General features: G+C 64.1%; 22 protein-coding genes. 10 read left to right on the forward strand and 12 right to left on the reverse strand.

The window, feature by feature from the left end; all coding sequences use genetic code 11:
- Positions 1–388: 388 nt before the first annotated feature.
- Positions 389–1,999 (reverse strand): peptide chain release factor 3, encoded by a 1,611-nt coding sequence (locus tag D6850_RS11155; protein ID WP_121166757.1) that lies wholly within the window; start codon positions 1,997–1,999, stop codon positions 389–391.
- Between the two features lie 104 nt (positions 2,000–2,103).
- On the opposite strand from D6850_RS11155, the gene D6850_RS11160 reads away from it, so the two are divergent.
- Complete coding sequence (locus tag D6850_RS11160) at positions 2,104–2,358, forward strand: hypothetical protein (RefSeq protein ID WP_147438898.1); 255 nt, start codon at positions 2,104–2,106, stop codon at positions 2,356–2,358.
- A 15-nt stretch (positions 2,359–2,373) separates the two neighbouring features.
- On the opposite strand, the gene D6850_RS11165 is transcribed toward D6850_RS11160, so the two are convergent.
- Positions 2,374–3,378 (reverse strand): Hint domain-containing protein, encoded by a 1,005-nt coding sequence (locus D6850_RS11165; RefSeq protein WP_121166760.1) that lies wholly within the window; start codon positions 3,376–3,378, stop codon positions 2,374–2,376.
- 226 nt (positions 3,379–3,604) lie between these two features.
- Between D6850_RS11165 and D6850_RS11170 the strand changes: the two genes are divergently transcribed.
- From D6850_RS11170 to D6850_RS11200, 7 genes are all read left to right on the forward strand, one after another.
- Positions 3,605–4,384, forward strand: a complete 780-nt coding sequence (locus tag D6850_RS11170) for an SDR family oxidoreductase (RefSeq protein ID WP_121166762.1) — start codon at positions 3,605–3,607, stop codon at positions 4,382–4,384.
- Between the two features lie 117 nt (positions 4,385–4,501).
- Complete coding sequence (locus D6850_RS11175) at positions 4,502–5,602, forward strand: ABC transporter ATP-binding protein (RefSeq protein WP_245964159.1); 1,101 nt, start codon at positions 4,502–4,504, stop codon at positions 5,600–5,602.
- Between the two features lie 129 nt (positions 5,603–5,731).
- Positions 5,732–5,956 carry a twin-arginine translocase TatA/TatE family subunit gene (locus D6850_RS11180; RefSeq protein WP_121166766.1) on the forward strand — a complete coding sequence of 75 codons (225 nt, stop codon included), beginning with the start codon at positions 5,732–5,734 and terminating at the stop codon, positions 5,954–5,956.
- A gap of 7 nt (positions 5,957–5,963) precedes the next feature.
- Positions 5,964–6,596 carry a Sec-independent protein translocase protein TatB gene (gene tatB / locus D6850_RS11185; protein ID WP_121166768.1) on the forward strand — a complete coding sequence of 211 codons (633 nt, stop codon included), beginning with the start codon at positions 5,964–5,966 and terminating at the stop codon, positions 6,594–6,596.
- On the forward strand, positions 6,593–7,486 hold the full coding sequence (gene tatC, locus D6850_RS11190) for a twin-arginine translocase subunit TatC (protein ID WP_121166770.1): 894 nt from the start codon (positions 6,593–6,595) through the stop codon (positions 7,484–7,486). Before tatB ends, tatC begins: the two co-directional genes overlap by 4 nt.
- The gene (locus tag D6850_RS11195; RefSeq protein ID WP_121166773.1) at positions 7,479–8,321 is read left to right on the forward strand and encodes an ATP-binding protein; all 843 of its coding nucleotides are present in this window, start codon (positions 7,479–7,481) and stop codon (positions 8,319–8,321) included. Before tatC ends, D6850_RS11195 begins: the two co-directional genes overlap by 8 nt.
- A 61-nt stretch (positions 8,322–8,382) precedes the next feature.
- The gene (locus tag D6850_RS11200) at positions 8,383–9,213 is read left to right on the forward strand and encodes an SDR family NAD(P)-dependent oxidoreductase (RefSeq protein WP_121166775.1); all 831 of its coding nucleotides are present in this window, start codon (positions 8,383–8,385) and stop codon (positions 9,211–9,213) included.
- A 193-nt stretch (positions 9,214–9,406) separates the two neighbouring features.
- Here the strand turns inward: D6850_RS11200 and D6850_RS11205 are convergent, their stop codons facing one another.
- Genes D6850_RS11205 through D6850_RS11235 form a run of 8 tightly spaced genes read right to left on the reverse strand, consistent with a single transcriptional unit; the run spans position 9,407 to position 18,447 of the window.
- Positions 9,407–10,711 carry an NAD(P)/FAD-dependent oxidoreductase gene (locus D6850_RS11205; RefSeq protein WP_121166777.1) on the reverse strand — a complete coding sequence of 435 codons (1,305 nt, stop codon included), beginning with the start codon at positions 10,709–10,711 and terminating at the stop codon, positions 9,407–9,409.
- Positions 10,711–10,833, reverse strand: a complete 123-nt coding sequence (locus D6850_RS19855) for a hypothetical protein (RefSeq protein ID WP_281272580.1) — start codon at positions 10,831–10,833, stop codon at positions 10,711–10,713. Before D6850_RS19855 ends, D6850_RS11205 begins: the two co-directional genes overlap by 1 nt.
- Positions 10,826–13,189 carry a molybdopterin-dependent oxidoreductase gene (locus D6850_RS11210; protein ID WP_166434048.1) on the reverse strand — a complete coding sequence of 788 codons (2,364 nt, stop codon included), beginning with the start codon at positions 13,187–13,189 and terminating at the stop codon, positions 10,826–10,828. Before D6850_RS11210 ends, D6850_RS19855 begins: the two co-directional genes overlap by 8 nt.
- Entirely contained in the window at positions 13,146–14,135 is a 990-nt protein-coding gene (locus D6850_RS11215) for an ABC transporter ATP-binding protein (RefSeq protein ID WP_121166781.1), read from the reverse strand. Before D6850_RS11215 ends, D6850_RS11210 begins: the two co-directional genes overlap by 44 nt.
- Positions 14,119–15,108 carry an ABC transporter ATP-binding protein gene (locus D6850_RS11220; RefSeq protein ID WP_121166783.1) on the reverse strand — a complete coding sequence of 330 codons (990 nt, stop codon included), beginning with the start codon at positions 15,106–15,108 and terminating at the stop codon, positions 14,119–14,121. The genes D6850_RS11215 and D6850_RS11220 overlap by 17 nt, the downstream gene beginning before the upstream one ends.
- Positions 15,105–15,941: an ABC transporter permease gene (locus D6850_RS11225; RefSeq protein ID WP_245964160.1), complete on the reverse strand. Its 837-nt coding sequence runs from the start codon at positions 15,939–15,941 to the stop codon at positions 15,105–15,107. The genes D6850_RS11220 and D6850_RS11225 overlap by 4 nt, the downstream gene beginning before the upstream one ends.
- A gap of 14 nt (positions 15,942–15,955) precedes the next feature.
- A complete protein-coding gene (locus tag D6850_RS11230; RefSeq protein ID WP_121166787.1) occupies positions 15,956–16,900 on the reverse strand; it encodes an ABC transporter permease in 945 nt (314 codons plus the stop codon).
- A 20-nt stretch (positions 16,901–16,920) separates the two neighbouring features.
- The gene (locus D6850_RS11235) at positions 16,921–18,447 is read right to left on the reverse strand and encodes an ABC transporter substrate-binding protein (RefSeq protein ID WP_245964161.1); all 1,527 of its coding nucleotides are present in this window, start codon (positions 18,445–18,447) and stop codon (positions 16,921–16,923) included.
- Between the two features lie 196 nt (positions 18,448–18,643).
- Here D6850_RS11235 and D6850_RS11240 point away from each other — a divergent pair, with 196 nt between their 5' ends.
- Entirely contained in the window at positions 18,644–19,558 is a 915-nt protein-coding gene (locus D6850_RS11240; RefSeq protein WP_121166791.1) for a LysR substrate-binding domain-containing protein, read from the forward strand.
- 159 nt (positions 19,559–19,717) lie between these two features.
- On the opposite strand, the gene D6850_RS11245 is transcribed toward D6850_RS11240, so the two are convergent.
- The gene (locus D6850_RS11245) at positions 19,718–20,656 is read right to left on the reverse strand and encodes a metallophosphoesterase (protein ID WP_121166793.1); all 939 of its coding nucleotides are present in this window, start codon (positions 20,654–20,656) and stop codon (positions 19,718–19,720) included.
- 303 nt (positions 20,657–20,959) lie between these two features.
- Here D6850_RS11245 and D6850_RS11250 point away from each other — a divergent pair, with 303 nt between their 5' ends.
- On the forward strand, positions 20,960–21,487 hold the full coding sequence (locus D6850_RS11250) for a COG4315 family predicted lipoprotein (RefSeq protein WP_166434049.1): 528 nt from the start codon (positions 20,960–20,962) through the stop codon (positions 21,485–21,487).
- A 535-nt stretch (positions 21,488–22,022) separates the two neighbouring features.
- Here the strand turns inward: D6850_RS11250 and D6850_RS11255 are convergent.
- A partial coding sequence (locus tag D6850_RS11255; RefSeq protein WP_206019241.1) for a recombinase family protein occupies positions 22,023–23,095 on the reverse strand: 1,073 nt, incomplete at its 5' end.

Raw genomic sequence — 23,095 nt, forward strand, 5'->3', positions numbered from 1 at the left:
TTAGCTATTGAACCACAACGATAATTCCGTGCCAGCCGCTCTCCTAATGCGTGTATCCGGGGGTGGATTTGATGAACGATTGGCCTTTGACGCCCGTATTGTTTCGACTTCAGGCACAATTCATCAGGCATGTCGGTGAGTGTCGGATGCCCTGCGAAGTCGACAAGCTGACGGCAGCGCCATCGAAAGGCCGCCATAGCCGGGATCGGGGAAATCCGGGCTGATGCCGGGCGAATCGGCGCCGCGCCTGGCGCTCCGACCGGACGCGCCATGGCCGAAATATCTGACCCGTTCAGTTTACAGGAGTTCGCGATCTCATGACGGCATGTAGTTCCGTCGCCACCGTGACCGGGCGGGGGCTATTCGGGCCGCGGGATGGGCCGCCGGATCAGCCGACCATCATCTCCTTGGTCGCCGACAGGGTGACGTCAGGGAAGTCCCGCTCGATCCGGTCGATATCCCATTGCAGCCGCGTGAGGTAGACGATGTCGCCGTCGTTGTCATGCGCGATGTGCTGCTTGTTGGCCTCCACGAACGCGTCAAGTGCGGCCTTCGGTCCCGTCGCCCAGCGGGCCGAGGTGAATTGCGATCCCTCGAAGCGCACCGGCAGGCCGTATTCCAGCTCGATCCGCGAGGCCAGAACCTCGAACTGCAGCGCGCCGACGACGCCCACGATAAAGCCCGAGCCGAACACCGGCTTGAACACCTTGGCGGCGCCTTCTTCGGCGAATTGCATCAGCGCCTTCTCCAGGTGCTTGGCCTTCATCGGGTCGCCTGCGCGCGCGGTCTGCAGGAGTTCCGGCGCGAAGGAGGGGATGCCGGTCACGCGCAGCGCCTCGCCCTCGGTCAGGGTGTCGCCGATGCGCAATTGCCCGTGGTTCGGGATGCCGATGATGTCGCCCGCCCAGGCCTCGTCCGCCAGTTCGCGATCGGAGGCGAGGAAGAGCACAGGGTTGGTGACGGTCATCGGCTTCTTGCTGCGCACATGGGTCAGCTTCATTCCGCGCGTGAAATGGCCCGAGGCCATGCGCAGGAACGCCACGCGGTCGCGATGCTTCGGATCCATGTTGGCCTGCACCTTGAAGACGAACCCGGCGACCTTGTCCTCCTCGGGCGCGATCTGGCGCGGGACGGCCGATTGCGGCTGCGGTTCCGGGCCATAGGTGGCGATTCCGTCCATCAGTTCCTTGACGCCAAAGGAATTTATCGCGCTGCCGAACCAGATGGGCGTCATGTGCCCCTCAAGCACCGCCTGAGGGTCGAGCGTGGGCAGCAGCTCGCGCGCCATCTCGATCTCATCGCGCAACTGCTCGACGAGATGCGCCGGCACGTGCTCGGCCAGTTTCGGATCGTCAAGCCCGTCGATGGCGATGCTTTCCGCCACCTTGTTGCGATCGCCGCGCTCCATCAGCTCCAACCGGTCGCGCAAGAGGTCGTAGGAGCCGATGAAATCGCGCCCCATGCCGATGGGCCATGACGCGGGCGTGACGTCGATGGCGAGGTTTTCCTGGATCTCGTCGATGATGTCGAAGGTGTCGCGGCTCTCGCGGTCCATCTTGTTGCAGAAGGTGAGGATCGGCAGGTCGCGCAGCCGGCAGACCTCAAAGAGCTTCTGCGTCTGGCTCTCCACGCCTTTCGCGCCGTCGATCACCATCACAGCGGCGTCCACGGCGGTGAGCGTGCGGTAGGTGTCTTCCGAGAAATCCGAGTGGCCGGGCGTGTCGACAAGGTTGAAGCGGAAGGCGTTGAAATCGAACGACATCGCCGATGCGGAAACCGAAATGCCGCGATCCTTCTCCATCTGCATGAAGTCCGAGCGCGTGCGCCGCGCCTCGCCCTTGGCGCGGACCTGCCCGGCCATCTGGATCGCCCCGCCGAAGAGCAGGAATTTCTCCGTGAGCGTGGTCTTGCCCGCGTCCGGGTGGCTGATGATCGCGAAGGTGCGGCGGCGCGCGATCTCGGGCGGCAGGGCGGGGCGGTTATGGGCGGCATCGGGCATGGCGGGGGATATACTGGCGCATGTCGGCGCGCGCAATGGCCCGCGCGCCGCGGAACCGCGGCGCCGGCCCGCGCGTTGGTCGGGCAGACAAGAGGAGCGACATGATGTCCAGCAAGGATACCAAGCAGACCAAAGCCAAGCCGACCGGCGAGCGCGAACCCGCCAACCCGGTGGCCGAGCGCAAGCCGGGCGAAATGGCCCGCACCGACAACGCGGTAGAGTCGAAGGACGCCTTCGGAGAGCCGCGCCCGGATACCGAATGGACGCGCGAATCGATGGAATCCGAGATGCGCACGCCGGGGTTCGACGGCCCCACGGACAAGGTCAAGAAAGAGCGCGCCAGGGATTTCAAGGAGTAAGGGACGCGCGCGCCTTCAGCGGGTCGAGGCGCGGCGCAGGATAGAGGCCGCGTCAGGGTGATCGAGCAACGCCTTGCCGACCTCGAAATCTAGATGCGGGCTCGTGGAATGCGCCTCAGGGCCGAGGCCGATCTTCTCGCCGAGGTCCGCCGGTAAGGCGGGGCGCGTGTGCGGGCCGAGCAGCAGGGTCTCGGCGGCGATGCCCTCGGCGTAGATGATCTGGTGCGTGTCGAAGAGCAGCTGGAAGTAATCCACGAAACCGCCATCGACCTGCACGATGCTGTCGCCGTTCACCAGATGGCGCGCGCGCACCAGGACCTCGTGCCGTCCGGCGCCGATCGCGTCGGAGCGCTGGTAGATGAAGAACCGGTGTTCGGGGCTGACATATAGATCCGCGTCATTGTGCAACGCGCCTGCGCGGATGCGGATGGGGGCGAAATTGCCGACCGCGCGCACGGTCGAGCAGCCGACCCAGCGCACTTGCTGGGCGCCGTCATCGCGGGTGAGGACCATGTCGCCGATCTTCAACTCCTCGATCGGTTTCTGCGCCCCCGACGCCATCGTGATCCGCGTACCGCGCGAAAATGACACGCAGGCCACCTCGGCGAACTTGGCGGCGGCCTGCGTTTCGTCGATGCCGACAAGCGTGTATTCCGTGCGCGGCGCAAGCTCGGACAGGGGCAGGGCGAAGACCGCTTCGACATCACCGGCGCCGTCGACCTCCACCAGGATGATGATCTCGGTTGTGGTTCCCATCGCACTCATCATCGTGAGGCAGCAGTCGATATGCAGCGCGTCTCCGGGCCGCCCGATCCGCGTGCCCTCCGCGACGCCAAGCCGCCCATCCGCGCCCGCGCTGATCGAGAGGCGTCGCATTTCGCTTCCCGGGCGCAATTCGTAGGTGTCGTCGAGATCAAGTTCAGCCGCGAAGGACAGCCCGTCGCCAAGGTTCGCCCCGTTGACGACAGTGATCGCCCCGGCGTCATAGACGGGGATGGACTGTATCAGGGCCTCGGTCATGGCGGTGTCTTTCGTCCTTTTCGGCAGGGGCCGATTTGCGCTTTCGGTCGGGCGCGCGCTGGCCTAGTTTCAGCCTAGCCATCGAATATGGCGAATGCGGGCCGATGTCCGGCGGATTCTGCGACATTGCTGCAGCGCAACATGACGCGCTTGCCGGGAAGGTCGCGAACCCGCCCAAGGATGGCACTCCGGCGCGGCACAGACAACTGACGAAAGGAGCGTGGGCATGGATTTGGGTCTGAGAGGGAAAAGGGCGCTGGTCTGCGCGTCCTCCAAGGGGCTGGGCCTTGGATGCGCGCGCGCGCTGGCCGCCGAAGGGGTCGATCTGGTGATGAATGCGCGCGGGGCCAAGGCGCTGACGGAGGCGGCGGAGGCCATCCGCAGCGATTTCGGGGTCGAGGTGAGCGAGGTCGCGGCGGACGTGACCACGTCCGAGGGGCAGGCGGCGCTGATCGAGGCCGCCGGCGCGGTCGATATCCTCGTGACCAACGCGGGCGGGCCGCCGCCGGGCACCTGGCGCGACTGGGAGCGCGAGGATTTCATCCGCGCGCTCGACGCGAATATGCTGACCCCCATCGCCTTCATCAAGGCGCTGGTTCCGGGAATGATGGAGCGCGGCTGGGGCCGGGTGGTCAACATCACCTCGCAATCGGTCAAGTCGCCGATCCCCGTGCTCGGGCTCAGCAATTCGGCGCGCGCGGGGCTCACGGGCTATGTCGCGGGCACCTCGCGGCAGGTGGCGGGGGCGGGGGTGACGATCAACAACCTGCTGCCCGGCATTCATGACACCGACCGCGCCGCGTCGCTCGACCAGGGCGCGGCGGAGTCGCGCGACATCACTGTCGACCAGGCGCGCGCTGAGCGCTGCGAGGGCATCCCCGCCGGCCGCTACGGCACGTCCGAAGAGTTCGGCGCCGCCTGCGCCTTTCTGTGTTCTCAGTACGCGGGCTACATCGTCGGGCAGAACATCCTGCTGGACGGCGGCGGCTTCAACAGTACGCTGTAACCGGGCCGCCCCCGGGCCGCGCGCATCTTGCGGCCCCGGGGCGTGCTTGTTATCTGCCGGTCAAATCCCGATGTTTTTCATAGGGAACGAATGTCGCATCCTTGTCCGGGAAACAGAGTGGCCGAGCAGACCCCAAGACTGGAGATCAGGAACCTCTGCCGCAGCTACGAGGGGCGGCGGGTGGTCGATGACGTGTCTCTGGCGGTGCGCCCGGGGCACGTGACCTGCCTTCTCGGTCCGTCGGGTTGCGGCAAATCCACGACCTTGCGCATGATCGCGGGCGTCGAGATGCAGGATTCGGGCGAGATCCATGTCGATGGCAAGCTGATCTGCGACACCCGCACCCGCGTGCCGCCCGAATTGCGCAACATCGGGCTGATGTTCCAGGACTTCGCGCTGTTTCCGCACCTGTCGGTGTTCGAGAACGTCGGATTCGGCCTCAACGGCGACCGGGCGGCGCGCGCGCGGCGCATTCGCGAGATGCTCGACCGGGTCGGGCTGGGGCAGTTCGAAAACGCCTTCCCGCACGAGCTTTCGGGCGGGGAGCAACAGCGCGTGGCGCTGGCACGCGCGCTCGCGCCGCGCCCGCGCATCATGCTGATGGACGAACCGTTCTCGGGGCTGGACAACCGCCTGCGCGACGGCATCCGCGACGAAACTCTCGACATCCTGCGCGAAGAGGACGCGGCGGTGCTTCTGGTCACGCACGAACCCAACGAGGCGATGCGCATGGCCGACGAGATCGCGCTGATGCGCGGCGGGAAGATCGTGCAACGCGGCGCGCCCTATAACGTCTACAATTCCCCGGTTGACCGCGACGCGGTGTCATTCTTCAGCGATATCAACGTCATCCGCGGCACAGTTCACGGTGCGCTGACGGATACGCCCTTTGGCCGTTTCCTCGCGCCCGGCGTGCCGGACGGGCAGGCGGTGGATATCGTGATCCGCCCACAGCACATCAAGATAGACTTCGACCGCGGCGGACGCGGCCCCAATCCCACCTCGATCGACGGCTCGCCCGCGCTCGGGGTGGTGCAGCGCTCCCGTTTCATGGGGTCCGAGAGCCTGATCGAATTCCGCATGGAGCATGACGGCTCGACCCTGCGGGCGACCGTGCCCAACGTGTTCCTGCCGCAGCCGGGGCTGAAGCTCTGGCTGATGATCCGGCGCGACCGCTGTTTCGTGTTTCCGGCCCGCGACGGGCGCGCTGCGGGCTGAGCGGCCGGGTCGCTCAAAAATGAACCCGGCGCGGCGCATTGGTTCTTTCAACCCGGCGTGCGAGGGTTTAGATACTGTGGACGAAAATCCCCCGGCCATCCACGCGCCCCGGGGAAAGGGAGATTACACATGCTGAACAACATTGGCCTTCCGGGCATCCTGCTGATCGCCGTCGTCGTGCTGGTCCTATTCGGGCGCGGCAAGATCTCGTCTCTGATGGGCGAGGTGGGCAAGGGCATCACCTCGTTCAAGAAGGGCATCAGCGAGGGCAGCAAGGAGCTTGAGGACGACGAGGAAAAGAGCGCCGAGAGCGCCCGCGACGTGACGCCGAAGTCCGAAAAAGACAAGGTCTGAACGCCAGATGTTCGACCTTGGCTGGACCGAACTGATGGTGATCGGCATCGTTGCGCTGATCGTCGTCGGACCGAAGGATTTGCCGGGCATGTTCCGCACGGTCGGTCAGTTCGTCGGCAAGGCCAAGGGCATGGCGCGCGAGTTCACCAAGGCGATGAACGACGCGGCCGATGAATCCGGCATGCGCGAGGTCTCGGACTCGCTGCGCAAGGCGACCAAGCCGGTGAGCAGCACCATGGACGAGGTCCGCAAGGGCGCCCGGAGCTTCACCGAGGCCACGCGCGACGCGGGCAAGCCCGCGCTGAAACCCGATCCCGCGCAGGACGACTCGGTCGGCGCGCGCGACAAGACCGCCGGTGAAAAGGCGCTCGAGGCGCATGCGCGCGACGCCGAGGCGGCGAAGAAGAAGGCCGACGCGCCCGCCAAACCCGCCGCCGCGAAGAAGCCGCCGGCGAAGAAGACAGCGCCGAAGAAGACGCCCGCCAAGAGCGCCGCCGCCAAACCCGCCGCGAAGAAGGCTCCGGCCAAGCCGAAGGCGGGCGCGAATAAAACGACCGGGAAGACCGCCGCATCCAAGGCGGCTCCGAAGAAGACGGCCGCGAAGGCCGCCGGCGGATCGACCGCCAAGGACAAGGCATGAGCAACACCGACGAACTCGAGGACAGCAGCGCGCCGCTGATCGAACACCTGGCCGAGCTGCGCAGCCGGCTGATCAAGTCGGTCGTCGCCTTCGTCATCGGCATGGTGATCTGCTTCACCATCGCCACGCCGATCTTCAACTTCTTGACCAATCCGCTCTGCAAGGTGCTGGCCGAGCGCGGGCAGGATTGCGACCTGATCTTCATCTCGCCGCAGGAGGGGTTCTTCGTCGCGATCAAGGTGTCGCTGCTGGGCGGCTTCATCCTGGCATTTCCCTATATCGCGGGCCAGATGTGGCGTTTCGTGGCGCCCGGCCTCTACAAGTCCGAGAAGGGCGCGTTCCTGCCGTTTCTGATCGCCTCGCCCTTCATGTTCATGCTCGGCGCGGCCTTCGCTTTCTACGTGGTCACGCCGCTGGCCTATGATTTCTTCCTCGGCTTCCAGCAGTTCGGCCAGGGCGGCGAGGCGATCGAAGGCGGCCAGAACGCGGCGCCGCTCAGCGTGGTTTTCCAGGGCTCGGCGCAGGAATACCTGAACCTAACTATCAAGTTCATCGTGGCCTTCGGCCTCTGCTTTCAGCTGCCGGTTCTGCTGACGCTGATGGGCAAGGCCGGGCTGGTCGGCGCCGAGGGGCTGAAGGCGGTGCGCAAATACGCGGTGGTCGGCATCCTCGTGCTGGCGGCGCTGGTGACGCCGCCGGACGTCATCACGCAGGTGATCCTGTTCGTCGTGGTTTACGGGCTCTACGAGATTTCGATCTTCCTCGTCGCGCGGGTCGAGCGCCAGCGCGAGGCGAAGCTGCGCGCCGAAGGGCTGTGGTTCGACGACGAGGAAGAGATGCACCCCGAGGACGACGCGGAAAGGTCCGACGAGGAGCGCAACGATGTCTGATCCGCTCGAGCGCATCGCCGCGGCGCTCGAACGCATGACGCCGCCGCCGCAGCCCGCCCCCGATTTCGACGCCGCCGACGCCTTCGTCTGGCAGGTGGAGCCCGATCGGCTCGAACCCGTGACGAACCCGTCGCGGGTGGACATGTCGCTGTTGCTCGGGGTGGACCGCGCACGCGATACGCTGCTTGAGAACACCCGCCAGTTCGCCCGGGGCCTGCCGGCGAACAACGCCCTGCTCTGGGGCGCGCGCGGGATGGGAAAATCGAGCCTCGTCAAGGCGGTGCACGCCAAGGTTGCCGCGGAGGGCGCGCCGCTCAAGATCGTGGAACTGCAACGCGAGGACCTGACCAGCGTGACCCGTCTGCTGGCCCTGCTGCGCGGCGCCGACGCGCGGTTCATCCTCTTCTGCGACGACCTCAGCTTCAGCCATGACGACCAGCACTACAAATCGCTGAAGGCCGTGCTCGACGGCGGGATCGAGGGGCGGCCCGCGAACGTGGTGTTCTACGCGACGTCGAATCGCCGCCACCTGATGCCCCGCGACATGATCGAGAACGAACGCTCCTCGGCGATCAGCCCGAGCGAGGCGACCGAGGAGAAGGTGTCGCTCTCCGACCGGTTCGGGCTGTGGCTCGGCTTCCATCCCTGCGGGCAGGACGAATACCTCGCCATGATCCGCGGCTATTGCGAGGCCTTCGGGATCGCCATCGACGACGCCACCTTGCGCGCCGAGGCGATCGAATGGCAGGCGACGCGCGGGGCGCGCTCGGGGCGGGTGGCGTGGCAATACGTGACCGACCTCGCCGGGCGGCGGGGCGTGGCGATCCCCGGCTGAGGCGGCGCCCGGCGCGAACCGGGGAATTTCGGGTATCTCTGGAACATTGAAAGGGCTTGGCATGGTGCGGGAACTTGCGGGAAAGATCGCGCTGGTGACGGGGGCGGCGGCCCCCAACGGGATCGGGCGGGCCACCTGCCTGCGGCTGGCGCGCGACGGCGCCTTCATTGTGGCGACGGACATGGGCGGCGCGATGACGCTCGCCGACGGGCCGCGCGACCGCGCCGGGCTGCTGGACGAGGTGATCGCCGCGATCGCCGACGCGGGCGGGCAGGGGATGGCGCATGAACTGGACGTGACGGACGCAAGCAGCATCGCTGCCTGTCTCAAGGCGGTGCGCGGCGCGGCGGGGCCGGTCGATATCCTGGTGAACAACGCCGGATCGCTCGCGGGGGCCGGGCCGTTCCTCGACGGCAAGGCCGAGGATTGGCGCACCAGTTTCGAGGTCAACATCCTCGGCCCAATGCGGCTTAGCCAGGCGGTAATTCCCGACATGCGCGCGGCGGGCGGCGGGGCAATCGTCAATATCGGCTCCATCGGCGGGCTCGGCGGGCGCGCGGCCTTCGGCGCCTATTCGGCGATGAAGCACGCGGTGACCGGGTTGACCAAGACCATCGCGGTCGAGTTCGGGCCGGACGGGATCCGCTGCAATGCGGTGTGTCCGGGCTACATCGCGACCGACATGCACGCCGCGTCCAACCGCCGCCTCGCCGAAGCCGAGGGGTTGTCGCTCGATGAGATGAAGGCGCGCCGCTACGAGGCCGTGGCGCTGCGCGACGCCGGCAGTCCCGAGGACGTCGCCGAGGCGGTCGCCTATCTTGCCGGGCCCCGCGCGGCCTATGTCACGGGGGTAAACCTGCCGGTGACGGGCGGGTTGTCGCCGGGGATCTAGGCCCTGCGCATCGCGGATACTTTCGCAAATGGGCGTTTGGCGGTGGGCGGAGGGCCGCTGCGCAGATGAATCCTTCCTTTCCGACGCGCCGCGGCCCCGCTTCGGGCGCGCGCTGCGCGCGATTATCCTGATCAATCGCGATGATTTGAAACGGTGGGATGCGCCGAGGGGGCGTGGTGCACCGTCCGAAGGTCTAGCTGCCGAAACGACCCCAGCGGAACGGTGTGGGGTCGGCGACCGGCGTGCGATCAAGCACCAGGTCAGCGGTCAGGCGCGCTATCCCCGGCCCGAGCCCGAAACCGTGCCCCGAACATCCCGACGCCAAGTGGGCCCCGCGCAACCCGGGGATCCGGTCGATCACGGGTACGGCGTCCGGCGTTACGTCAATGGCCCCCGCCCAGCTATGCGTCGTCTTGACGTCTTTGAAGGCGGGGAACGATCTTGCGGCATTGCGCAGGGCCCGTTTCAGAAACAGGCGCGAAGGGGAGGGGTCAAGAACGCGAACTTTCTCGAAGACGGTGCTTTGGTCGGCGTCCCAGTGTCTGGGGGCCGCGAGAGCCTTGAAGAAGGACGGCCCGAAGCGCAGGTGAAATTCGCGCCAGTTCTCGCGCAGCCTCGGCTGGTACTGTCGGAACAGGCGAAAGTTGTCGGGAAGAATTTCGGCGATGTTGGCATTGCGGAGCGCCAGTGTATGACCGCCGTCACTTCTCGGGCGAAATGAAAAACTTTCCGTACCGAAGGGATGATCGGGCAGACCTTCCGCGCCGACCACCCTGGCGGCGGTTCCAGTGATCCGGAGTTGCGAAAAGTCGATATCGTGATTGCCGAGCAGGCTACGGCTCCAGACCCCGCCTGCGATCACGACTTTCTGCGCCCGGATCCGGCCTTTCTCCGTCACTACGCCGGCGACGCGACCGCCTTCGATGTCCAGCGCCCGAACCGCGCAGTTTGTCAGGATGGACGCGCCGGCCTTTCGTGCGGCGACAGCCATGGCCGGGACGGCGAGCCACGGTTCCGCGCACCCATCAAAGGGCGACCACAGCGCCATGCGCACCCGGCCCGAAATGTCGGGGGCCATCACGCGAACCTGGTCGCTGCTCTTCAGTTCGGTAACGATACCGTGCCGCCTGCCGATCTCGTGCCAGCGCTGCCAATGTGTGGCGTCGCGCTCGGTGAAGGCGGTATAGGCAATTCCGGTCTGGCGAAACCCGGTGGAACCCTGAATGCGGGCGTCCATCTTCCGCCAGAGGTCAAGTGAGACGGAGGCGAGCGGCAACTCGGCCTCGGCGCGCCCCATCTGGCGCACCCATCCCCAATTGCGCGATGATTGTTCCCCCGCGATCACGCCTTTCTCACACAAGGTCACCGACAGCCCCGCCTCGGCAAGCTCAAGCGCGGTCAGAACGCCGACGATGCCGCCGCCGACGACCACCACATCGGCGGATTTGGGCGCATCCGGATCGCCTGCGACTGAAGCGACAGGTATTGAGATACCCATCAACCGGTCTCCAGTTCGACCCGGATCGTCCTGGTCTGCTGATGCTGGAACAGGGCTTCAAAGCCATTGGTTGCGATACGCATATCAGCGGCAAGGCTCCGATTGCGTTCTGCGTCAGTCATGGCGAGGCTCCGTTGATGGACTGGAAGTCAGAGGGGGAGGGTCAAAGGCCCGCAGAGGCGGAGCTCGTCCAGTCCACTTGCGGATGGCGACGCGCCCGATCTGCCCCGTACACCCATGGGTCAACTGCGACGTGCCTTTGTCATAGGTCAGGACATTCGCGTTGCCATGCACGCAGAACACCGGCGCGGTCCTGTCGGGATCGGGCTGCGGATCGAACCAGGCGCCGGTTTGCAGTTGAACGACCCCGGGGCGCACGAGATCGGACATTTCCACCCCGGCAAGACAAGCCCCGCGATCGTTTTCCAACCGCGCGATCTCACCGTTCTTGAGGCCAAGCTTCGCCGCGTCTGCCGGGTTGATCCGCAGCTTTTCTCGGCCGGCCACCTTGGTTGCGGCGGAGGTTTCGCCGAAATCCAATTGACTGTGCAACCGGGCCGCCGGCGCGTTGGCGATCAGGACAAAGGGATAGTCCGCGGTCGGGCCGCGCTGGTGCGGGCGCCAGACCGGCAGGCCCGGGGCGTCGTCGTAGCCATAGGCGGCGATCTCCTGGGAAAAGATCTCGATTTTTCCGCTCGGCGTGCCTAGCGGCTGACCGGTGGGGTCCTTTCGAAAGTCCTCGAGAAAACCCACGCTATCCGGCCTGCAGGGCAGGTCAATCCAACCTCTTTGCCAGAATTCATCGAAATCGGGCGCGTCTTCGCCCAGCGCATCCAAAGCGGCGCGGGTCGGTTCAAAGAGATGTCGCAACCAATCCTCGGCCGAACGCCCTTCGGTAAAGCTGGCGTGTTCGCGCGGGCCCAGAGCGGCGGTCACGGCGGACAAGGCATCGTAATCAGACCGCGCCTCCCCCTTGGGCGAGCAGAGCTGTTGCATGGCGAAAAGCCGGGGGTCGTTCCGCGTGGCTCCGAAATCGGATCGCTCCAGCGAGAACGAGATCGGCAGGACGATGTCGGCCGATTTCGCCGAGGCGGTCCAGACCTGCTCCTGGACGACAAAGGTATCAACGCGCCCGATGGCGCGGGATAGCCGATAGAGGTCCTGATGGTGATGAAACGGATTGCCTCCAGCCCACCACAGCAGACGAATGTCCGGATAGTTCTGCGGTATTCCCATGAAGCTGTGGGGCTTGCCCGGGTTCAGCAACATGTCCGATATCGCCGCCACCGGGATACACGCGTCGCACAGGTTCTTTCCCTGCGGCAATACCGGAATCGGGACAGCCACCTTTTGCCGCCCCGTATGCGCGAATGAGCCAAGCGCATATATGAACCCGCGCCCGGGCAGCCCGATCTGCCCGACCATGGCGGCAAGCGCCATTGCGGCCCAGACCGGTTGTTCGCCGTATTCGGCGCGCTGCACGGCGTGGGCCACGGTGATCAATGATCGCTTGCGCGCCAGGTCACGGGCAAGCCGGGCAATCTCATCGGCGGGAATGCCGGTGATGCGTTCCGCCCAGGTCGGCGTTTTCGGGCCTTCATCGGCATCGCTTGAAAGATATTCGCGAAACCTTTCGTACCCGACGCAATAGGTTTCCAGAAAGGCAGGATCCTCCAGCCCCTCATCCTGCAAGACATAGGCCATCGCCAGGATCAGCGCCGTATCGGTGCCCGGCCGGATCGGATGCCACACCACGTCGATATCTTCGGGCAGGTCATCGCGTATCGGAGACACCAGATGAAAGACGCCGCCGCGCGCCGCCATTTCGCTCATGCTGCCATGTTCGACGTGATCGCTGACGCCGCCATTGCCAATCGCCGAGTTGCGCAGCGGCATGCCGCCAAAGCTGATAATCAGTTCGGTATGGGCCGCGATTTGTTTCCAGGATACGGTGTTGCGCGACAGTTCGGAGAAACTGCCGATCAACCGCGGCAGCAGCGGGGACGCCGCTCCGGCGCTGTAGCTGCTTAGTCCGCTCACGTAGCCGCCGAAAACGGTGTTGAGAAAGCGGTGGATCTGGCTCTGCGCGTGGTGAAAGCGCCCCGCGCTGGCCCAGCCATAGGAACCGCCGTAAACGCCCCGCGGCCCATGCGCGTCACGCACGCGGCGGACTTCTCCGGCCAAAAGGTCCGCGACGGTATCCCAGCCGACTTCGACGAAAGGGTCGCCGATAGGTCGCGCCCTGGGTCCGGGACCGTGGCGCAACCAGCTTTCGCGTACAGAGGGACGCAGGACCCTTGCAGGATGATCCAGCGCATGGCGCATGTTTTGCAGGATCTTACTGGGCGCGCGATCACCGGGGTGGGGAGTGATATCCAGACCATCCCCCCCGCGGCGCGCATGAAACGCACCCCAGTGGCTTGAGTGAACGATACTATCTGACACGGTTGTCCCCAGTGGGTGGAAGCGTTTCGGCATGGTGACAAGCGATGTGACGTCCGTTCACCGGGCGCAGCTCGGGCTCGGTTGACCGGCACATCTCGGTGGCGAAGGGACAGCGCGGGTTGAACCGGCAGCCGCTGGGCGGATCGAGAGGCGAGGGCGGCTCTCCTTCGGCGACAGCGGACGCCGAGACGATCTCGGGGTCGGGCACCGGCGACACGCTGCGCAACAGGCGGGTGTAGGGATGCCCCGGAGCATCGAAAATCTCGCGCGTGGCGCCGGATTCGATAATCTGGCCCAGATACATGACCGCCGTGCGCTCGCAGAAATGACGCACCACGCCCAGATCATGGGAGATGAAGGCGAAGGCGATGCCGCGTTCGGCTTTCAGCCGGGCCATCAGGTTCAGGATTTGCGCCTGAACAGACACGTCGAGGGCGGAGACCGGTTCGTCCGCTACGATCAGCTCGGGTGAGAAGACCAGCGCGCGCGCGATGCCGATGCGCTGTTTCTGACCGCCGGAAAATTCATGCGGGTAGCGATCGGCCACTTCGGGCGAAAGACCCACCTCGGTCAGCGCGCTGCCGACCAGTTCATCGATGCCGGCGCCCTGCGCGATGTCATGCACCCGGATAGCTTCCGCCAGAGCGTCGCCGATCCGCATCCGGGGGGACAGTGATGCGGCGGGATCCTGAAAGATCATCTGCAGCTTGGGCCGCAGGCGACGCAAGCGTTTGAGCGGCATGAAGGTTATGTCCGTACCGGCGAAAACCACCGAACCGGCGTCGGGCGTCACCAGGCGCAATATGGCGCGGGCGACAGTGCTTTTGCCGCAACCGCTTTCGCCGACGATTCCCAACGCCTCGCCGGCGCCGATTGTGAAACTTACCCCGTCGACGGCCTTCAGCAGACGCGTTTTGGGTATCGGCCAGCCGCGCTTGACCGGGTAGATCACCTTGAGCCCATCAACCGTCAGCAGCATGCTCGCCCCCCTCGACGTGCAGCCAACACCGAACGGTATGACCCTGGCCTTCGCCCAGTTCCACGGTGGGGGGCATGCGGTTGCATATATCCATTGCATGCGGGCAACGGTCGATGAACCTGCACCCGTCAGGCAGCATGGCCAACGGCGGCACCCGTCCGGGGATCGAGGCCAGTTCGGAGAGGTCGCGGTCAACCCTCGGCAGACTGGCGAGAAGAGCGCGGGCGTAAGGGTGTCCAGGCGCGCGGAAGAGGTCGCGGACAGTCGCCGTTTCCACGACATCGCCCCCATACATAACGACCACCCGGTCCGCGTGGCCCGCCACGATCGCAAGGTTGTGGGTGATAAGCAGCATGCCCATCTCTCCCTGTTCCTGCAGCGTGTCGAGCAGATCGAGGATCTGGCGCTGGACCGTCACATCCAGGGCCGTCGTGGGTTCGTCCGCGATCAGCAATTTCGGGCGGCAGGCAATGGCGAGCGCGATGACGACGCGCTGGCGCATCCCTCCCGAGAACTCGTGCGGGTATGACTCGAAGCGACTGGCCGCGGCGGGGATTCTTACCCTCTCCATCAACTCGATGGCGGTCTTCCGGGCTTCGGATTTAGACAGCCCCAGGTGATCGCGCAGCGGTTCGGCGATCTGGGAGCCCACTGTGAAAACCGGGTTCAGCGCCGTCATCGGCTCTTGAAAGATCATGCCGATCTCGGCTCCGCGGATCTTTTCCATCCGGCTTTCGGGCTCGGCCTCGATTGCCCGCGATCCAAGGATCACACGGCCTTCGCTGATCCTGGCGACCGCAGGCAGAAGCCCCATGATGGACATGGCCAGCATGCTTTTTCCGCAACCGCTTTCGCCAACAATGGCGAGGGTTTCACCCTCCGCCACGCTGAAGGATACTTCGCGCAGCGCGTCGCAATCGCGGCCTCCGAGCCTGAGCGTGGTACGCAGTTTGTCGATACGCAAGACGGTCATGCCGACGCCCTCGGATCATTCGCATCCCGCAGTCCATCGCCCATCAGGTTCAGCCCGATCATGACCACGAGGATCGCAAGTGACGGCCAGATCGCGAGCCCGGGATAATCCAGAAGATTGTCGAAGCCTTCGCGCACCAAACCGCCCAATGTCGCGGCGGGCGGGGGCGCTCCGAGGCCGATGAAGGCCAGCGAGCTTTCCGTGCGCACAGCGGTCGCCAGCCAGAGCGTGGCGATTATGATCATGTCATCCATGGTTTCGGGCAGGATGTGACGCGCCACGATCCGCGTGTCCGAATAGCCCAGAACCCGGCAGGCATCTATGTAGTCCCGGTCACGCAGCGCCAGCGCCGCCGAACGCGCCATGCGATAGAATGCGGGAAAGGCGGTGATCGCGATGGCGATGATTAAGTTGGTTACGCCAGGGCCAAGCAGGGCGACGATGATAATTCCCGCAACCATCTGCGGAAAGCTCATTAGCAGATCGTTCGCCGCGGAGAGCCAGCGATCGACCCTGCCTCCGCAATATCCCGACAGGATGCCGATCGCCGTGCCCCCGACCATGGCCAGCGCAGTCGACGCCGCAGCCGTCCAGAGCGTGATCCTCAGCCCGTAGAGGATGCGCGAGAAGGTATCGCGGCCGAACCTGTCCGTCCCCAGCCAATACTCTGCGGAGGGCGGGCGAAACCGCGCCAGCATGGATTGGACATAGGGATCATGCGGCGCGATCCACGGCGCGAGAATGGCCGCCAGAAGCACGACCGCGATGATCGTCGCCCCGATGATGATCGCGATCCGACCGGGCTTGTATGCCTTGCGGTCCGCGCGTTTCACTTCAGTCGAATGCGTCACGAGGTTTTCACCCGCGGATCCACGACCCCGTAGCAGAGGTCTGTGAGCGCGTTCACCAGCACGACCAGGATGGCGTAGGCCACCACCAGCCCCTGCAACAGCGTGTAATCTCTCCGCTCCAACGCGCCGATCACCAGTTTGCCCAGACCGGGCCGGTTAAAGACAATTTCAGTCAGCACCGAATTGCCGATCAACACGCTGAAATAGAGGCCGGTAAAGGTCACCACCGCCAGGAGCACATTGCGCAGAGCGTGCTTCCAGACGATGCGACGACGCGGAACGCCCTTGGCGCGCGCCGTGCGAATGTAATCTGCACGCATGATGTTCATCATGCCGCCGCGCGTGACCCGCGCTACATAGGCCATCATCACGAGGCCAAGGTTGATCGCCGGAAGCGCAAGCGACATCAGCCGCCCCGCCGGATCGGTGATTGGCTTGCCGGATGAAATGACGGGGAACCATCCCAGCCAGACCGAAAAGACCAAGAGCATCATCACCGCGGAAACGAACGCCGGAAACGACAGACCGCCCAAGGTGAAGATGCGCACCGCCCAATCTGTCCATCCGCCGTTGGATCGCGCCGCGATCACGCCAAGCGGAACGCCCAGCGCGACGCCCACGAACACGCCGGCAAAGGAAAGCTCCAGCGTGTAGGGCAGGACCTCCATGATCGACGTCAGAACCGGGCGGTTGGATATCATCGAAACGCCCAGATCGCCCTGCGCCAGTTCGGACAGGAAGGCGAGATACTGCCGCCATATCGGCTGATCGAGCCCGGTTTCCTGATGGAACCGCGCGATCGCCTCGGGGCTGGCCTGATCCCCGAGGATGATCAACGCCGGATCACCGGGAACGATGCGCACCAGCACGAAAGCGAGCGTCAACACCGCGAAAAGCGTTGGTATCAACGTCAGCGCGCGCTGTGCGAAATAGCCCAGCATAGTCTCGCCTTCCGATCGACTTACTTGAGGTCTGTCATCTCTGTGACAATCGGACCGAGATGCATTTCGGCCTGCAGATCATAGCCCCAATCCACGTCCTCGCTGCGGCCATAGGCGATCAGCTGTTCGTAAAGCGGCACCGCGCAGATATTCTCGATGATCTTCTTCTGCGCCAGCGCCCACAATTCCGCCTGTTTCTCAGGGTCGGCCTCGGCCCGCGCGCTCTCGATCTCCTGGTCGGCCACGTCGCAATGCGAAAAGTTCGTGGTCGCGGTCGGGGTGCCGACAGTCGAAGCCGAATGGAAGAACTGGCTCAGGAAGACATCCGCCACCGGGAACCTGGCTGCGGAGTAATACACCACCTGACTGCGGTCTTCGCGGATCTGAGCATGGAACGTCTGGTGGTCCACGACGTCAAGCTGGAGGTTGATCCCCGCGAGAGCGAGCTGCGCCTGCGCCACCTGGGCGATGCCAAGCATGGTCGGCAGGGACGTCTGCACCATCGACAGCTCAATCCCATCAGGAAAGCCCGCGTCGGCCAGCATCTTGGCCGCGGCTTCGGGATCGCCTTCGCCGTAGATCGGGGTCGAGTCGTCCCAGCCAAGATTACCCTTGGGCACCACGGATCCGGCCGGTTGCGCCAGGCTATCGCCAACGAACTGGATGAATTCGGACCGGTTCAGAGCCGTGGCCACTGCGCGGCGCACCTCGATGTTATCCAGTGGCGGCGACGAGGTGTTCAGATGAAACTGCTGCAGCTCGGCAGGGCGCATGATGTCCACGACGATCCCTGGCCGCGCCTTGGTCGCGTCGACCCATTCCTGATCCTGCCGCCCGTAGGACACGTCCAGTTCCCCCGCCTGCAACGCAAGATCGCGAGACGAGTCGGAGGGAATGTACCGGTATTCGATCCCGTCAAGTTTCGGGGCCCCGCGGAAGTAATCCGGGTTGGCGACGAAGCTGACCCGCTCTTGCGGCACGTATTCTTCAACCATGAAGGGGCCGGTGCCGATCGGTTGGGTCCCGAAATCCGCGCCGCGTTCCTCGGCTGCTTTCTTGGAGACGATATTGCCGCCGTGATAGTTCGCCACGAGCCCCAGGAACGACGGCACGGGCGTTTTCAGCGTCACGCGGACGGTAAGCGGATCAATGGCTTCGATCGTGTCGATCGCATCGTAATCGGATGCGAAGGCCGAAGAATCCGGATTGGCGCTGCGATTGAGGGAATAGACGACATCCTCCGCCGTCACCTCGCCGTAGTCCTGGTGGAATTTCACACCCTCGCGCAGCTTGAACGTCCAGACCGTGCCGTCTTCATTGCGCTCCCAGCTCTCCGCGAGATCGGGTTCGAGCGCCCCGATGTCGTCGGAACCGGGCGCAAACCGCACGAGCCCGTTGAACAACCATCCCGTAATCGGCTTGTCGGGGGTGGTCGTGGCGCGGTGCGGGTCCATGGTGCCGAGATCCTGTGCAGCCATCCCGTATTTCAGAACCCCGTCGGCGAATAACGGTTGCGCCGACGCCATCGTCAGCGCCGTCGTAAGCATCAGAATTACTGATCTGGATCGTCTCATGGGTCTAAACCTCCGGTTTGTCTGTTGGATTATCGTTATCTGGCTTTATGCGCTTCAACCGTCGGTATGCCTTCACCAATGAAACTGACCGTCGGTTTAGATCTCCAGAAGGCCAGCGGGTTTACTATAAGTCAAATACCAATAAAGAAATTCAGCAACAGGAAATGTTATGCTTAGCCAACGATCGCTTGAGGTGTTCAAGGAAACGATGCTCTACGGTTCGCTCATTGGCGCGGCCCAACGGCTCCGAATTTCCCAGCCCGCCGTGTCGCGGCACATTCGCGAGCTCGAGGCCCAGACCGGCCTGACGCTGTTTCACCGGAGCGGCAATAGCGTGACGCCCACCGAGCAGGCCTTCGGCTTGCTGGCGGAGGTTGATCGCGCTTTCGTCGGCCTGAAGGAGATCGAGGCCCAGGTGGCGCGAATAGCCAATGGCGAGATAGACGCGGTCACGGCGGCGGCCATGCCCGTCATCGCAACGACCCTCTTGCCGTCTGTCGTCGCGTCCCTCACGGGCCAGTTCCCGAGCACGTCAGTCGAACTCCAGTCGGCCCATAGCAATCACATCATCCCGCGTGTCCGGGGCGGCACCTATGCGCTCGGCCTTGTTTCCCTTCGCCAGGGGGTTGCGGGCGCCCGCGCCATCTGGCGCAGCAGTTTTCCATATTACTGTCTGCTCCCCCGAGAAGATCCGCTTGTGGAAAAGGACTGCATCACGCCCGAGGACCTCGCCGGGCGTCACCTGATCGGATATGCCGACACCTCCGTGTCCGGCCTCATGCTTGATCGGGCGCTTTCCGGCGTCACGCCGCCCCCGGTCGTGCGGCTGCGTGTGCATCTGAGCAAAAGCACCTGGTCGCTGGTCGAACATGGATGCGGCATCGCGATCGTCGATTCCTTTGCGGCCCATGTGCACCGCTCCCGCAACGGGATCGTGCGCAGGTTTGCCACCGACACCAGGTTCGAGCTCACGCTCGTCGTGCCCGAAGTCGGGCAGCTTGGCCCCTATGTAGAAAGCTTTGTCGAGGCTCTTGAGCAGATCAGCCAAACCTACAAATCGGATGAGTTCATTCGAGACCCGTAACCCGGAGCGGAAAGGATCTGCGGGCTCTGCCTGGGCCAGGCACAGACATGTTCAAGCGACTGGTCGTGCGTCGCGGCCCCCGCGCGATCAGAAACTGTGACATCTGTTTCTTCGCACCCCCCGCCGGAGCAGCCGTAGCGGTTCGGCCGAGACGAAGGATCAGCCGGGGATCTCGTGAAGCCGAACCCGGTCGGGCGAGAGCGACTCCTCATCCGGGTGCAGTTCGTATGTGACCAGCGGCCCATCCTTGCCGGCGGAATAGTCAAGGCACAGCGCGTTCGGAGCCTGCAGGACCGGATCGCCGCTGAGCCAGTAGTGACCGAAGAACACCGGGCGTTCGCGGGCGGGATAGGTTCGCGCCATCATCTTCCCCGGTAGCGGGACATCGCGCAGATCATCCATGAAAGGCACCGAGATCGCGATGTCGGGCCAGGTCCGCGCCCCTGCATTCCACCATTGCAGTCGGACGTGATTCCGTCGGGAGCCGTCCTTGTCGTAGATTGCAAATCCATCCGGAAGCTGGTGTTCGGGGCCCTTCGTGATCTCCTCGGCAAGTTGGTAAAGCTCGTCAGCGGGGTCAGCGGTGCGTATCACCTGTTCCTCGGACAGAACGCCACCCTCGGTGAGCGTTCGGACGCGGTCGATCGTGGGGTCGAACCAGCAGGCATGCACGGCGCGGAAACTCTCGGTTTCCAGAAACAGAGGGAGGCTTCGCATCCACGCCAGCGCCTCGCGGGTCTCACCGGCGCCGACGGGGAACTCCGCCAGGAAGCTCGCGTGCTGGCGCAGGTTCTTCTCGGAATGAGCGCGGAGGGGCTGGCCGGTCTCGGGGTGGGACGCGTGGAAGTGAAGGGCGTTCAACTCGTGGTTGCCCATGACCGCGCGGGCCTTGCCGCTGTCGATCAGGTCGCGCACCAGGTGGATGACGGCACGGTTTTCCGGTCCGCGATCGATGAAGTCGCCCAGAAAGACGATGGTCCGCTCCGGGTCCGGATGGACCCAGCCCGCCGCATCCCGCCGCCATCCTAGAGCATCGAGCGCTCCGCGTAGTTTGGCGATCTGCCCGTGGATGTCGGGGACGATATCAACTGTTCCCATGCGCTCTCCCGAGAGTTGCTTCATCTGCTGGTAGCGGGTTCGCAAATGCCGTTGGTCGCCGCCTGCGCCCTGTCACGCTAACGGGTTCAATGCCTTTTGTCGCCGTGCTTTTTCCGTTGCCACCGCGCAGGGGCGCCGCCGCCGCCAATCGCTCTTCGGCCAGCAACCCCATCCGGGGCGCCCGCCAAATGTTCGTTCGGGGTTCCCATGGTCTGTACCGTCCGGAAAACCCATTCCAGCGGAACCTGGGTCGACGGTTGAGGGTTACATTGTCGACTGTCGAAAATCATGGAAGGGCCCCCAATGCGCTACTCATCCATTCTCGCGCTCATGCTGCTGAGTTCAAATCTACAGGCTCAGGATCTTGCAACGCTGTCGCTCGTCACGAGCGAGGAGAGCGGCGCCTATATCGTCGGGCCGGACGGACGTCCGGTCTATGCGATGCTCTCGGCGGACAGCGTCGGGGGGGACGGGCTCGACTCGCTGGACTCTTGCGCGCAAAGTTGCCGGGACAACTGGCCGTTACTGACGGCGCAGGAGGATATCAGCGTCGGCGAGGGCGTAAACCCGGACCTGATCGGCAGGACCGCCAGCGATGGACAGCAGGTGTTGACCTATGCGGATCAACCCTTGTTTCAATATCATCAAGACGTTGCCGGGGGCGAACCGCAGGGTGACGGAATATACAGCTTCGGAGGCTACTGGGCGCTGATGGCGCCATCTGGCCGTCCCATCCGGTCCGGCACCGTACCCGCGGCCGACAACATCCCCGAGGCGCAGTCCGGCGCCGACGAGAACGAGTCGCTCCCTCTCCCGCCGGTTTCGAAATGACGCGTGGAGACGCATAAGGGGCGCGCTCACTATACCGTCGGGAATTGTGAGGCCAGTGTCCTGAAGCGGTAGCGACGGGGGTTAGCACGTTTCAGTGAGAAGCGATCTCCGTCTGAAAGCGTGAGGAGTTCCACGGAGAGCGTATACTGCTAATACGGTTAGGCCATTTCGAAGAAGTGATAATGCCGCTTTGCATGGCGGGCCATACGGGATGAAAATGGGCACCACGTGGAGCATGAAGTCGTCGGACCGTTTCCCTGGCAGATGAGGAGATCCCCTCGGCTCTCGAGTTGCAGAATGCACGCAGAAGAGTTGGTCGCGGCGCACCTCAGGGACCACGGCAAAAAGAGCCTTCGTTATCATCAGAAGGAAATGGTCGACAAAATTCAGGCCCAACATCGTCTCACCCGGAGACGGGCCTATGCAGCCGTCAACAAAGCCATGATTTTCTTGGGAGTAGCTGGATGAACCGTTGGGTTTCGATCCGATAGAGATAACCGGCACCGCCTGAGTAATCACGGCTCTACCGGCGCTTCTATGCTGCGCTCTTGAAGGGACGCGCTCCCTTAATTTTTCCGGAGTTCCGGATATCAGTAGCACCGAAGATTTTCACGCTGTTTTCGTTGACGATGATCTTGTCGATGACGGCGCGCAGGTAGTGGCGTTTGAACTGGAGGCTTCCTTCGCTGAGCTGGGTTCTGACGAAGTCGGCAAACTTCTTCACGGCCTTCTCGGTCAGTTTGGCAGTCGGCTGGAGCTCGGCCAGCGCGCGGTCCTCGGCGGCTTTAGCGAGGTTTCGTTTTTCCGTGAGCTCGGCCAGCCGCTCCTTGAACGTTGGTTCGGAGGGGTCGATCGCGCCGGTCTCCATCGCATCGTAGAAGCGCCTGAGCCGTTTTTCCGCCTCGTTGAGCTCGGCGCGGATCCGGTCCAGATGGCCGCTGTTCTCGTGGCGCTTGAGCGCCTGGCGCTCCATAAGCTCCGAGAGCATTTCGCGGACCCGCTGACTTGAGAACAGGTGTTTGCTGACCGTCTCGATGATGAGCTGGTCGAAGGCATCCATCGGCACGCGCATGCCAGGGCATGTCGACTTACCACGGCCCATCTCACCAGTGCAGCTGTAGTAACGGTATTTTCCGCCCTTGCCCGTTGCGAGCTTCATGCCCGAACCACAGTGACCGCAGACAGCTACTGTCGAGAGGAGGATGTCACTGGTGGTGTCCCGCGGCGGTTTCTTCTTGGGGCTTCTTCCGCGCAGGATCCTCTGCGCCATGTCGAAGCGATGCGCCGGAATGATCTCCGGAACCGGGACGTGGACTGCGGTCTCGATGCCTGCCTTTTTTCCGTAGAAGTAGTCCCCTTTGACCGCGCTGTCCGTCAGCCGCTTGTGAACCATACCGATAGTCCAGTATTTTCCACGCCGGGTTCGATAACCGTTCTCGTTGAGCCAGGCGGTGATCGACTTGACCCCCATGGGGCCGGACTGTGAACCGGCATGCAAGATTGACCCCTGTATTGGGGTAATCGGCGTCCAAAAGTGACCCCCCTGATATTTCTGTTCAGAAGCTTCCTCGACGGATTTGAGGGAGCGAGTTGGGGATGTTGGTTGTG

The organism is Roseovarius spongiae, assembly GCF_003651245.1.
Lineage (GTDB): Bacteria > Pseudomonadota > Alphaproteobacteria > Rhodobacterales > Rhodobacteraceae > Roseovarius > Roseovarius spongiae.